This is a genomic window from Corynebacterium sp. ES2794-CONJ1 (assembly GCF_025660615.1).
In the GTDB taxonomy this organism is placed as follows: Bacteria; Actinomycetota; Actinomycetes; order Mycobacteriales; family Mycobacteriaceae; genus Corynebacterium.
Map to the genome: position 1 here is coordinate 61,233 of NZ_JAOTIM010000005.1, position 12,970 is coordinate 74,202.

A 12,970-nucleotide genomic window follows, 5' to 3' on the forward strand; every position below is an offset into this window, starting at 1 on the left:
AAGAAAACAGTCCTTTTTACCTAAGAAAGTGGGCTAGACCCTTCATGACTGATCATTCTCTGCTTGCTACCAAAGCTCAGGAACTCACCGGTTGGGGACGCACCGCCCCCACCACCGCCCAGGTGCTGCGCACCCCCGATCTCGAGGAAATGGTGCGAGCCGTCCGCCTGGTGGCCGAGGATAATGCCGCGAAGCCGGACTATCTCAAGCGCGGTGTTATTGCCCGTGGCATGGGGCGTTCCTACGGCGACCCTACTCAAAACGCTGGCGGCTTGGTCATCGATATGCAGGATCTCAATAAGATCCATTCCATCGATCCAGAAACCGCAGTTGTTGATGTAGATGGTGGTGTCACTCTAGACCAACTCATGAAAGCCGCTCTGCCATATGGGCTCTGGGTTCCGGTTCTACCTGGTACCCGCCAGGTCACGATCGGTGGTGCCATCGGCCCCGATATTCACGGCAAGAACCACCACTCCGCCGGCTCTTTCGGCGATCACGTATTATCGATGGAACTGCTTGTTGCCGATGGCCGGATCCTCCATATTGAGCCAGAAGGCTCTGCGGACGATCCCGATGGCTCCCTCTTCTGGGCCACCGTCGGTGGCATGGGTTTGACCGGCATTATTGTGCGCGCCCGCATCAAGATGACCAGAACCGAGACCGCCTATTTCATCGCAGATGGCGATCTCACTGCCAACTTGGACGAGACCATCGAATTCCACTCCGATGGTTCGGAGAAGAACTATACCTACTCCTCCGCATGGTTCGATGCTATTTCCCCAGAACCCAAACTCGGCCGCTCCGCTATTTCGCGAGGCTCGCTGGCTACCTTGGCTCAGCTCGAGGAATTGAATCCTAAGCTGGCTAAGGATCCGCTGAAATTCAATGCGCCCCAATTAGTGACCGTTCCTGATATCTTCCCCTCATTCACCATGAACAAGCTATCCATGATGGCCATTGGTGAATTGTGGTGGCTCAAGTCCGGCACTTACCGCAATCAGGTGCAAAACCTCACTCAGTTCTATCAGCCCTTGGACCTGATCGGAGAGTGGAACCGCGGTTATGGTTCGCGTGGCTTCTTGCAGTACCAGTTCGTGGTCCCCATGGATGCCGTGGAGCCTTTCAAGGAGATCATCCGGGATATACAGCGCTCTGGCCACTACTCGGCTCTGAATGTATTTAAGCTCTTCGGACCGGGTAACCGCGCCCCGCTCAGCTACCCAATGCCGGGCTGGAATGTCTGCGTTGACTTCCCCATCAAGCGCGGCCTCGGAACCTTCCTTGATGAATTGGATCGCCGAGTTATGGAATTCGGTGGCCGTCTCTACTTGGCTAAGGAATCACGGACCTCGGCAGAGAATTTCCACAAGATGTACCCAGAGATGGAAAACTGGCTCACAACCCGCAATGCGATCGACCCGCACGGTGTTTTCGCCTCAGATATGTCGCGTCGCCTCGAGCTTCACTAATTCATTTCCCTCTCCTCACATTTTCTTAAAGGAAGGCATCAATCAATGCTTAATGCTGTGGGCCAAGCCCAATCTATTTTGCTCCTCGGGGGCACCTCCGAAATCGGACTCGCCATTGTCAAAGAATTCTTAGATAAGGGTCCAGCCAAGGTCATTCTGGCTGCCCGCGATAAATCCCCACGCCTCGACATCGCCGTCAATGACGTCAAAGCCTGGGGTGCCCAGGAGGTGGAGGTCATTAATTTTGACGCCACCGACTTCGACTCCCATCCAGCCGTTATCGACCAGGCTTTTGCTGGCGGCGATATCGACGTTGCCATTGTGGCCTTTGGTACTCTCGGGGATCAAGAAGCCCTCTGGCAAGACCAGAAGTTGGCTGTCGATTCCGCTCAGACCAACTTCACCGCAGCCGTCTCTGTGGGCGTACTCCTGGGTGAATACCTGAAGAAACAGGGTCACGGAAACCTCATCGCTCTCAGTTCCGTAGCTGGGCAGCGTGTCCGACGCTCTAATTTTGTCTACGGCGCTGCCAAGGCTGGCTTTGACGGATTCTACGTCAATTTGGGCGTTGCGCTGCGCGAATTTGGTGTGCGCGTACTCGTCGTTCGCCCTGGCCAGGTTCGTACCAAGATGAGCGCAGAGGCTGGTGAAGCACCGCTGACCGTAAATCGCGAAGATGTCGCAAAGGCAACCTTCAACGCTGTGGTGGCCAAGAAAGATGCGATCTTCGTCCATCCTCTCTTCCAGTACGTTTCGCTCGTATTCAAGGTGATTCCGCAGGCAATCTTCCGTAAACTCCCCTTCTAATTCTTCTGTTTTTAGAGGTTTTTTACAGGCTCTTTTAGGCACCGAGCAGGTCTTGATCATGATGATCAAGACCTGCTTTTTGTCACATAGACCCCTGTGGTTACAGTGGCGTATGCGCATAATTGGCTCTATGTATGGGAAACTAAAATAATGACTGTTCAGGACCAATCACCAAGTCTTTCGGGTTCGCGCTGCCAAACACAGCACCTCCAGCACCCGTCGGCTTATGCCCCTGATGTTTTGGCCACCCCCGTCACTGTGCTCGCAATAATCCTAGCGGGTCTCGGCGGTGGGCTTTTCACCCTCGCTTCGTGGCTTATTATTCACACCACAAATCTGCCCGCGTTTGGCCCCTCCAATGTGACCCGAGCTCTCTCCTCCCTCGGGTCCATGCTGGTTGTGTTGGTAACTGGACTAGTGGTCTACTTCCTTATGAGCGATGCAGCACACGCACGTCGCACCCCTCGGTGGCGACAGATTTTCAGCTACTTTATCTGCTATTTATCCCCAGCTGCACTAGTAGTAACCACCCTAGCTATCCCCCTTTCTGCCACCTCGCTATATCTATCAGGAGTGACAGTTGATCAGGGTTTCCGCACCCAGTTTCTGACGAGGCTCACGGACTCATGGCAACTCTCAGATATGAACTATATCGATATGCCCTCTTACTATCCCGGCATGTGGTTCTGGTTTGGCGGCCGATTGGGCGATCTACTTAATCTCCCTGGATGGGAAGTCTTCCAACCGTGGGCAATGGTATCGATTGCCCTGGCTGGAAGCGTGCTCGTCCCGGTGTGGCAGCGTCTAACTGGAAGCCTCCCCGTAGCTACCGCCATCGCGTTGGTAAGCGTATGTATTGCGATTGTAACGAGTGCGGAAGAGCCCTATGCGGCTATCATTGCCCTCGGGGTTCCGGCGGCAACCATCATGGTGCACCGCGCCTTAGTTGGCGGAAATCTAGCGCTTGTGGGCATGATTTTGTACCTTGGGATCTCAGCCTCCTCTTATACGCTCTATACCGCGGTGGTGGCCTTGAGCTGCATAGTTGTGGCAGCTTGCTTTGCGGCCCTGGTCCTTAAATCCTTCGCACCTGTACTACGGCTGGGCATCATGGGTATTGGTTCCATGCTCTTAGCCGCTATCTGGTGGGCACCCTATCTGTATCAAGTTTTCTCCGGAGCTCCCACCAGCGGTTCCGCCGCCCAAAAATATTTGCCGCTCGCTGGTTCGCAGTTCCCACTTCCTATGCTGATCCCTGATGCTTTGGGAGTCATCTGCCTGATCGGCCTAATTTATCTGCTAATACGGTGGTCCCACCCAGATATTGCCACCATGGGGATCTCGCTCATGGTTTTCTACGGGTGGATTACGCTATCGATGGCTGTAACCCTCACCGGTACCACGCTTTTAGGTTTCCGCCTGGATGCCGTGGTGGCACTCATCATGGCTACCGCCGGGGTACTAGGTTTGGCTGAGTTGCGTCTATTGGGCGTCCACCGGCTCGCAACCACCGCCCAACCTGGAGGCCTCAGCCCCGGCTTTTCCCGAGCACTCACCACTTTTATGGTGGTTATCTTATCGATCGGTGGTGTGTCCTATGTACAAAATATTCCGAATCGTTTAGCCCACGCCATAGATTTGGCCTATACCGATACCGATGGCCGCGGCCACCGGGCAGATCTTTATCCCCCCAATGCCGAGAAATACTACCCTGAGATCGCTGACACGATTATGGCGAAGATAGCAAAACCCGCCCGTGAGATCATCGTCCTTACTGATCAGCGCAATTTTTTAGCCTTCCACCCCTTCCGCGGCTACCAAGCCTTCACCAGCCATTATGCCAATCCCCTAGGTGAATTTGAGGCTCGCAATGCGGCCATCGAATCCTGGGCCGAAGCCTCCTGGAAAGAGCAGATGACGGGCCAAGACCTGATCACTCTCATGGAACACAGTCCGTGGCGCATCCCTGATGCCATTGTGTTGCGCGGGGATCTCAAAGCTCTGCAGAAGCAGCTGGCCACAGGAGACAAACCCGACGGGTGGATCTTCGATATAGCCGAGGATATCTACCCCAACAATCCCAATGTGCGTTTTAAGGGTAGTAGCTTTAACCCTGCTGTTTTTCTCGGCGATAATTCTCCTTGGGAGATCACCCCAGTAGGATCATTTGTGGTGGTGACTAGGCAGTGACTCATCCGCACCCCCGCCCCTTATCCCCCGATCATTCTGAAAGCATCACATCCAACGGTCTTATGAATTCCTCTTCTCTTGCTACGGATACTCGACCCCCGATCCACGAAGATATGGCACCTGGATCCCTAACCTTGGGCCAGGCTCCTGGATGGCTGAAGAAACTCGCTGCCCTTTCTGGAGTCTTGGGTTTTTTCTTCTTCATTCTGACCCCGTTCATGCCGGTGAATCAGGTGCAGTCCTCCTTCGAGTGGCCCCAGAATCGCTCCCTCAACCAGATCAGCGCCCCGCTGGTTTCCTATGCCCCGCAGCGGCTAGATGCCACCATCCCGCTGCAAGCATTAGAGCAGTTGCGTGACGATGAAACCCTCGTCTTCTCCACGCTCCCACCCTCGAGTGAGCAATCCGCCACTCGCGGACTTTTTGTTCGGAGCATAGAAGGCAATATTGAGGTGTCCTCCTTAGGTACCATCCTCCTACAGGTTCCTGCCGCGGAGGTGGCCGAGCTGCCTAAGGATGCGACTCTGCAGATTTCCACCACCGAGGAACTGAGCACAGCCGAGATTCCCGGCACAGATTTATCTGGGCAGAGCGAGGACGAGAAGGATCTGCGCCCGCAAGTTTCTGGTATCTATACCGAGCTCACCGGTGATGCTGACGCACTCATTGATGCCGGTCTTATGGCTCGAGTTGAGATTAATTCCCGCTATACCTCTTCACCGACTGTGCTGAAGTACTCTACGATGATCCTGGGCGCTATCTTCCTCGGTATAGCTCTCTTTAGTCTGTATCGTCTCGATCGCCTGGATCGTTTAGGCCGCCATCGCTACTGGCCTAAGAATTTTCTCAAGCCACGTGTCCTCGATGGACTGGTAGGAGCGGTCTTAGGGTACTGGTATGTTTTTGGTGCCAATACATCCGATGACGGCTTTATTCTCACCATGGCCCGGGCTAAGGACGGGGCCGGGTATATGGCCAACTATTACCGGTGGTTCGGGGTTCCAGAATCTCCTTTCGGTGCCCCTTACTATGATTTCCTCACCCTGCTCTCGCAGGTATCGACGGCCTCGATGTGGATGCGGCTGCCTTCTCTGATAGCGGGAATAAGTATCTGGCTGATTCTCTCGCGCGAAATTTTGCCGCGCTTAGGGCCAGCTCTCAAAACTCGCCGGGCCGCACAGTGGACTGCCGCGTTGATGTTCCTAAGCTTCTGGCTTCCCTATAATAACGGTCTACGCCCGGAGCCCATTATTGCCCTGGGTACCTTAGTCACGTGGGTACTCTTCGAGCGTTCAATTGCCCATCAGCGTCTCTTCCCCGCTGCCGTAGGTACCATAGTTGCTGCCTTCACGCTTGCCTGCGGCCCCACGGGGTTGATGGCGGTATCGGTGCTGCTAGTCAGCCTTCCGCAATTATTACGCACCATGAGCATACGACTGAGCTCCTTAGGGACACGGCGTCGTCATGGCTTGAGCTGGATCGTTTTCCTCGGTCCCTTCTTTGCCGCTGGCACGGCCGTTCTCGTGGCGGTTTTCGGCGATCAAACTCTCGCGACAGTGCTGGAATCCATCCATGTGCGTGGCGAGATCGGCCCTTCTTTGAAGTGGTTCCAGGAATGGCAACGCTATGAGGTGCTCTTCCAGCAGACTGTCGATGGCTCTTTCGCTCGTCGATTTGCGGTACTGTTCGCATTTATTGCGGTAGGCCTCGTTTTTGCCTCTATTTTGCGCCACGGCAAGGTACCCGGCTCCGCTCAAGGGCCTTCGCTACGGCTCGTACTGGTTTTTATTGGCACTCTTTTCTTCATGAGCTTCACCCCCACCAAGTGGTCACACCACTTCGGTGTATGGGCCGGCATCGCCCCGGCTCTTGGCGCGCTTGCTGCCGTGGCTCTTAGTGATTTCTCCACCCGGTCGAAATCTGCGCGCACCCTCTTTGTTGGTGGTCTCCTCTTCGTCTATGCATTCTCGCTCTCGACCACAAACGGTTACTGGTATGTGGCCTCCTATGGAGTGCCATGGTGGGATAAATCAATCCAGATCAAGGCTATTGAAGCCTCTTCGGTGATGCTGGCTATCGCCCTGGTTATTTTGCTGATTGGAGCCATCCAGGCAGTACGCCATCAGGCAGGTCTCGATGGGGAACACGGCGATGACGTCGCACCACAGAAAAAGCGCCTATTCACCCATATCTTCACCGCACCGATCGCTGCTTTGTGCGCACTCACGGTGCTCTTTAGCATGGCCTCGCTGGCTAAAGGCTTCGTCTCGCAATACCCTGCCTACTCAATTGGCTTAGGCAATCTTCGTACCCTCGCCGGCGATCGCTGTGCTCTGGCAAGCGATACCTTGGTTGAGACAGACACGAACGAGTCCTTCCTCAAGCCCATCGGGACGACCTTAGGGCAATCACTAGAATCCGGGCCAAAATTCCAAGGATTCGAACCCAACCGCATACCCTATCTAGGTAGCCGCTCCACGGGGTTCGTCTCAGATGCGGAGACCCTCAATACCAACCAAGGGTTACGCCCAGAAAATGAAGAGGGCGTCAACGATTCAGTCATTCGTCTCCCCTTCAACCTCGACTACCGCACAGTTCCAGTGTTGGGATCGTATTCCAATTTTGAGCAACCCTATGCCGAAGCTATTACCAGCTGGTACCAATTGCCTCCCCAACGTGAGGATGCCCCACTATTAGTGGTCAGTGCTGCAGGTAAGATCGCCTATTTTGATCAGGATGGGGTGCGCAAAGACGGTCGCCGCCTGCTTGTAGAATATGGCGCCGAGAATGAACAGGGAGAACTGGAAAAGCTCGGTGAACTCTACCTCAATGACGCAATTATGGTGCCCACGAACCGGTGGCGGAATCTGCGCTTACCTCTCGATGCGCTCCCAGCTGAAGCGACCGTCGTGCGCCTGCATGCTATCGATGATTCCCCCGATTACCGGCAATGGATAGCTTTCACCCCACCGCGTATTCCCACCCTGGCTCCTCTCGATCAGGTGATTGGCCACGATCAACCAGGCATGATCGATTGGGCCGTTGGCTTCCAGTTCCCTTGCCAGCGCCCCTTTAACCACTATGCGGGTGTGGCAGAAATTCCAGGCTATCGCATTAGTGCAGATGCCGATGGCAAGATGCAGGGCTCGAATTTCATGGACTACTATGGCGGCGGTGCACTCGGACCTGCGGAGGCGGTCAATGAATCCTATGAGCTGCCCAGCTACGCCAAGGATGACTGGAAGCGCGACTGGGGCAGTGTTGAGATCTATCAGCCGCGGGCAAATTCCGTAGGTGAAATACCCACCCCGGCTATCATCGATCAAGAAATTATTACCCGCTCCGGGTTGTGGAATCCAGGGCACCAAGCTATCGAAAATGGTAGCCGAGGAGATAGCTAAAGAGACTTAGAAAAATAATAAGCCCGCACCCTATTCACGGTGCGGGCTTGACTCTTATAGAGGCTTAATCGCGAGGTTCTTCGGCGGTCAGTCCCACATAAGCGATGGGAGTAACAAAAGGCTTTTCTCCAAATAATCGCGGTTGCTCGCGACTGTGATCGAGGGGAACTAATTCATTGAGTTCACTAAGCGAACTGATGGGAGTTTGAGGCTGATCACGATCTGCCCGAGCGGCTTTGCGGCACTGTAGCCACAGATAGATAAAGAGCGGATAACCAATCAGGCCCACAATGATATAAATACCGATGAGGATCACTTCAGTGGGAATCTGGAGATTCCACGCAAAGTGCAGTACGAAGGCAATAGCAAACCAGGTTGCCCCATATTTCAGGCGCTGCGCGAAGCTAATGCCAATACTCGTCATGGCCAGGCCAATACCGTAGCCAGCGATTCCGGTGAAAAGGATATGGAGGCCTGGACCTGCAATCGAGCGCAGGCCCCACATCATCAACGTGCCCTCAATATCACTATCTGGGTGGATCAGTCCCCCCATCTGCCCATACAGCAGATTTTCAATAGTATCGAAACCTAAGCCAACAATAATTCCGGTAGCGAAACCGTGCCAGGGGCGATTGAGCTGAGTAAAAGCAGCCATTACTAAAATAACGCCCAAAGTCTTAGCTATTTCTTCTGGGTAAGCGCCTCCAAAGGAGGCGGCGACAATATCCCACCCTAATTTACCGGTGACCTCAGAGACCGCGGTACCAACGAATGTGGCTAGCCCAAAACACACGGCCGAACCCCACGCGAATGAGCTAAATACCCACGCAAAACCGGCGTTCGGCGCGAACCCGGAGCGACTGATAAGAAAATAAAAAGCGATGAGGTAGATCGATACCAGCACCAAGCCGAGGCCAATAGATGCCGGTGAGAGCACCGCAGATAGTCCCACCACGCCTGCTACCCCGAGGGCCGCGAGGATTGTGACAATTAATAAGGTAATGCGGAGGGGTTTGGTATATCTCATGCTGCACTCTCCTGGGGATTCTTCGGGGCATTATCTAGTGCGGTGAAAACCTCCGCGATGCGCGGATCGTATTCGTTTCCACCCACCACAACCATGAGGGCATTATTGGAATTATCGCCGGTGCCAAAGTTGAATCCGAGCTCGAAATATGGATTGTCGCCCAGTGTTCGCATGCGCGCGATATTACCGCTAAACTCCACCTCGCTACTAGGACCCAGAGGCTGTATATACCCCCGCATAGCTCGGGTAACGGTTCGGCGCTGGTTGCTACCCGCCTCGACGACCGAGCTATCAATAGTGATGCCATCGCAATCCCACGATCCGGTATAAAGGGTATCGCTGACGATGCGACACACGAGCGGTTCGCCTTCGGCATTGCGCACCGGAACAGTCCAGTTATAGGCCTCGTCGCCTAGAATAACTTCGGATTCGCGGATTTTTTCGGGTACCACGGCTGCGAGCCCTATAGGAAGGAGCAACAGCAGGGCGAAGATGCCAACAATGGCCCACCACTGTTTCGCATTCGTCGGGGGGTTGTACTGAAAACGACTCATGAGTGGTAATTCTAGGGCATTCACTGCCCTTGTGCAGGACCAGAGAACACTGCCGACGCACGATTCCAGACTCAGCATTACACTGGAGTAATGGCTTTAAATATCACTGATCTTTACCGGTTCGTCAACGGCTCGTGGCTCGATACCCACGAGATCCCCAATGATCGTCCCTCTGACGGGACCTTCTATGCTTTACGCGACCAAGCAGAAGCTGATACGCACGCGCTTTTACTGGAGAATCCTGATACGCGAGCTGGCGCGCTCTATGCCTCGTATATGGATACTGATGGCGTTGAACGCGCAGGGATAAGCGCTATTGACGCTGACCTTGCACTCGTGGATATCTCCACTATCGATGAGTTCCTCCACGCTTTGGGCGCGTTGAGCCGGGTGGGTATCTCCCTTCCCTTCGGTGCCTATATTGAAAAAGATTCTGCCCTCGAAAATGCTAGCGCCTACTTGTACCAAGCAGGTTTGGGGCTACCCGATGAGGCCTACTATCACAAGAGCGAACACGCTGAAATTAGATCTCTCTATCAGGCGCATATTGTCAGAATGCTGGGCTTTATCCCGCAGATCTCAGATCCGGAGGAAGCTGCACGCACCATTCTGGAGCTGGAAACTACGCTGGCTCAAGGGCACTGGGATGTGGTGAGCACCCGCGATGCAGTAAAAACCTTCAATCCTGTTAACAGCGAGGATCTCCCCGCCTATCTGCGCACAATCCTAACTGCGGCTGGATTCCCTGAGGGTCGCTATATTGTGATGATGCCTGACTACTTCGACCATCTGGGCACTCTCCTAGATGAATCTCATCTTGAGGCGTGGAAGTTGTGGGCTACTTGGCATATCATCAAAGATCGCGCTGGCCTGCTCACTGCTGAGATCTCGAAGGCCAACTTCGATTTCTACGGCACCACCCTATCGGGCTCCCTTGAGCAACGCGATCGGTGGAAGCGCGCCCTTGGGGTAGCCGAAAGCTTTGTGGGCCAAGACATTGGAAAACTCTTTGTAGCCAAGCATTTCCCCGCCTCCTATAAAGAGGAGATGCTGGAACTGGTTGACTATCTTATTCGCGCCTACCGTCAACGTATTTCCTCACTGCCATGGATGACCCCGGAAACTCGTGAGAAGGCCCTCGAAAAGCTCGGTAAATTCCAAGCTAAGATTGGCTACCCCGATACTTGGCGAGATTATTCGGGCCTCGAATTCTCCTCCGCGGGGGCAGATCTGGTTGCTAACTACCGCCTGGGAAGCGCTTTTGCCCATGATTATGAAATAAATAAGATTGGCAAGCCCGCTAACCGCGAGGAATGGTTTGCTAATCCACAAGTCGTCAACGCCTTCTATAATCCGGTGGTTAACGATATCACCTTCCCCGCGGCTATCTTGCGTCCTCCATTCTTTGATAAAGACGCCGACGCGGCGGAGAAATTCGGGGCCATTGGAGCAGTAATCGGCCACGAAATCGGCCACGGTTTCGACGATCAGGGGTCCCAGTACGATGGGAACGGCAACCTCAACTCGTGGTGGTCTGCCGAGGATCGGGCCGCCTTTGCTCAGCTCACCGGCAATTTGGTGGAGCAATTTAACGGTAAGGTTCCCCACACGCTTATCGACGCCGGAATTGATACCGCTGGTGTCAATGGCGAATTCACCCTCGGAGAAAATATCGGCGACTTAGGTGGATTAGGGATCGCGGTGGTCGCCTACCGCCTCTACTTAGACGATCACGGTATGAGCATCGACGATACCCCTAGCAAGCCTTTTGCAGTGGAGGGAGGATCGCCGGAGCTATACGAGCACAGCTATAACGGTCTGCAGCGCCTTTTCCTCTCCTGGGCGCATGTGTGGCGCACCAAGCAACGCCCTGAGTATCAGGCACAACTTCTCGCTGTGGATCCGCACTCACCAGCGGAATTCCGCTGCAATATCATTGCGGGCAATATAGCTGAATTCTATGAGGCCTTCGATATTCCCACCGATGCGCCGGTCTATATCGCCCCAGAAGATCGCGTCACTATCTGGTAGCAGAGACAAACCAACCCTCGCCGAAAAATGTTGACGGCGAGGGTTTTTGCTTATTCCCAAGGTCCGCTAAAGCTGGTGGGCCTACAACTTAGGGTTATATGGGCAGCGGTTTTTTAAGGTCCCCATGAGGATCTGAGCCGGAATTACCCTCTATCCTTTTAATTTTCAAGGGCTCTCATCTGCACTACTCCGTTTAACAAAGTGCCTTATCTGCGCGGTCGGTGGATGTCGAAAAGACACGATAGTACGTTGCAGTGCAGATGCACCGCATGAGCACCAGGATGGCGCCAATCAGAGTGGCATAGACGATGCATGGTGATTCTGCTTCTCCAATCTCGCGGCTACGCCCTAGCAGTTTAGACACGAGTGTGGTTACCATGATGCCATGACTAATCCATATTCCGACCCCGAACGTGAAGCCTTCCAAGTTGGCGGTATCGACCGCGATATGAGCGAAGAAGAACAGCTCGAGCAGCTCGCCTCCTATATTCATGCTCATTATGAGGCCCCAGAGAAGAACCCGCCGTGGTCCGATAACCCCTCCGATCCACTCCCTGCCGATACTTTCGACGCCATGCTCCCGGACCGTCTCACCCACTCCTCCATGTTGATGTTGGGTGCGGCCGTAAATCACGCTATGCCAGGGGTGGCCTTTATCGACGGCATCACGGTTGAGGATCTACCTGAGCTGAATGCAAAAATCTTTAGGCCTTCTCAACCCAGCGGTGCTTGGGCCATCTCCCTCCACCCTGGTGGTTGGTGGAAAGGCTCTGGGGTTGCGCTCGAGAATGCCTGGCGCCCTGAGGTCGCGGGTCTCGCGGAGCTTTCTGGGGTTACCATTGTTGATCTCGACTATCCCCTCCTACCTGAGTCCGATCTCCCCGCCGTGATCGCTGCCGTCACCCAGGCAGCCGAGTGGATTCGTAGTCAAGGTGCTCCATGGGTGGGCGCTTGGGGTTATTCCTCTGGCGGTGCGCTTGCCGTTCTTTGCGCTGAGCTTTTTGACGCCCTCGCACTCACCTTCCCCCATCTTGAGCTTGATGGACTACCCGAAGATATACGCGGTGGCACTGATTTCCCGGCCCTTGACACACTTCCCACCACTTTCATGCAGATTGCCAGCCACGATTCTATTGCTGGCCATTATCCGTGGTTCGAAGAGGCTTCTGCGGTGCGCACTCAGGTTTATACCTCTGAGCATCGGGTGTCCACGCCTACGGTGGCTAGGCAGCGGGTTCGCGATATCGCTGAGTTTTTCCGCAGCAACTATGCCCACGAGAGCTAATTATTATCTGTGGTCCTCTTTAAAGTGCGGCGAGACGCAAGTCTTATATTCGAGTCCAGAACATAACTACTTTGCTATTAGGCTAACCACTGATCGCGGGCCGAAGCGGCAGCGATAGCCAGTGGTTCTCCACCTCGAATGAGCCCCAAACAGCCAAGGCTGTATGGGCATTTACCAAAACATCCTTAACGGTACCGTCAAAT

8 protein-coding genes are annotated in these 12,970 nt (G+C 54.2%); 6 read left to right on the forward strand and 2 right to left on the reverse strand.

Annotation, left to right across the window (positions count from 1 at the left end):
- Window positions 1-44: 44 nt before the first annotated feature.
- From N7326_RS07355 to N7326_RS07370, 4 genes are all read left to right on the forward strand, one after another.
- On the forward strand, window positions 45-1,472 hold the full coding sequence (locus N7326_RS07355; protein ID WP_259079196.1) for an FAD-binding oxidoreductase: 1,428 nt from the start codon (window positions 45-47) through the stop codon (window positions 1,470-1,472).
- 45 nt (window positions 1,473-1,517) lie between these two features.
- Window positions 1,518-2,279, forward strand: coding sequence for a decaprenylphospho-beta-D-erythro-pentofuranosid-2-ulose 2-reductase (locus tag N7326_RS07360; protein ID WP_259158546.1), 762 nt, complete (start codon window positions 1,518-1,520; stop codon window positions 2,277-2,279).
- 150 nt (window positions 2,280-2,429) lie between these two features.
- Window positions 2,430-4,469: a galactan 5-O-arabinofuranosyltransferase gene (locus N7326_RS07365; protein WP_259289565.1), complete on the forward strand. Its 2,040-nt coding sequence runs from the start codon at window positions 2,430-2,432 to the stop codon at window positions 4,467-4,469.
- A gap of 113 nt (window positions 4,470-4,582) precedes the next feature.
- Window positions 4,583-7,870 (forward strand): arabinosyltransferase domain-containing protein, encoded by a 3,288-nt coding sequence (locus N7326_RS07370; RefSeq protein ID WP_310593320.1) that lies wholly within the window; start codon window positions 4,583-4,585, stop codon window positions 7,868-7,870.
- Window positions 7,871-7,934: 64 nt separating this feature from the next.
- On the opposite strand, the gene N7326_RS07375 is transcribed toward N7326_RS07370, so the two are convergent.
- Together N7326_RS07375 and N7326_RS07380 are read right to left on the reverse strand one after the other, a co-directional pair.
- Complete coding sequence (locus N7326_RS07375) at window positions 7,935-8,897, reverse strand: PrsW family intramembrane metalloprotease (RefSeq protein ID WP_259079216.1); 963 nt, start codon at window positions 8,895-8,897, stop codon at window positions 7,935-7,937.
- Window positions 8,894-9,451: a hypothetical protein gene (locus N7326_RS07380; RefSeq protein WP_259079219.1), complete on the reverse strand. Its 558-nt coding sequence runs from the start codon at window positions 9,449-9,451 to the stop codon at window positions 8,894-8,896. The genes N7326_RS07375 and N7326_RS07380 overlap by 4 nt, the downstream gene beginning before the upstream one ends.
- A gap of 90 nt (window positions 9,452-9,541) precedes the next feature.
- On the opposite strand from N7326_RS07380, the gene N7326_RS07385 reads away from it, so the two are divergent.
- Both N7326_RS07385 and N7326_RS07390 read left to right on the forward strand, forming a co-directional pair.
- A complete protein-coding gene (locus N7326_RS07385) occupies window positions 9,542-11,482 on the forward strand; it encodes a M13 family metallopeptidase (protein WP_259079221.1) in 1,941 nt (646 codons plus the stop codon).
- 385 nt (window positions 11,483-11,867) lie between these two features.
- A complete protein-coding gene (locus N7326_RS07390) occupies window positions 11,868-12,767 on the forward strand; it encodes an alpha/beta hydrolase (protein WP_259079223.1) in 900 nt (299 codons plus the stop codon).
- The last annotated feature ends 203 nt before the right edge of the window (window positions 12,768-12,970 follow it).

What these genes read in the sequence shown, in the direction of transcription:
- N7326_RS07355 (WP_259079196.1), top strand. Translation starts at nt 45, where the DNA reads ATGACTGATCATTCTCTGCTTGCTACCAAAGCTCAGGAACTCACCGGT.
- N7326_RS07360 (WP_259158546.1), top strand. Translation starts at nt 1,518, where the DNA reads ATGCTTAATGCTGTGGGCCAAGCCCAATCTATTTTGCTCCTCGGGGGC.
- N7326_RS07365 (WP_259289565.1), top strand. Translation starts at nt 2,430, where the DNA reads ATGACTGTTCAGGACCAATCACCAAGTCTTTCGGGTTCGCGCTGCCAA.
- N7326_RS07370 (WP_310593320.1), top strand. Translation starts at nt 4,583, where the DNA reads ATGGCACCTGGATCCCTAACCTTGGGCCAGGCTCCTGGATGGCTGAAG.
- N7326_RS07375 (WP_259079216.1), bottom strand. Translation starts at nt 8,897, where the DNA reads ATGAGATATACCAAACCCCTCCGCATTACCTTATTAATTGTCACAATC.
- N7326_RS07380 (WP_259079219.1), bottom strand. Translation starts at nt 9,451, where the DNA reads ATGAGTCGTTTTCAGTACAACCCCCCGACGAATGCGAAACAGTGGTGG.
- N7326_RS07385 (WP_259079221.1), top strand. Translation starts at nt 9,542, where the DNA reads ATGGCTTTAAATATCACTGATCTTTACCGGTTCGTCAACGGCTCGTGG.
- N7326_RS07390 (WP_259079223.1), top strand. Translation starts at nt 11,868, where the DNA reads ATGACTAATCCATATTCCGACCCCGAACGTGAAGCCTTCCAAGTTGGC.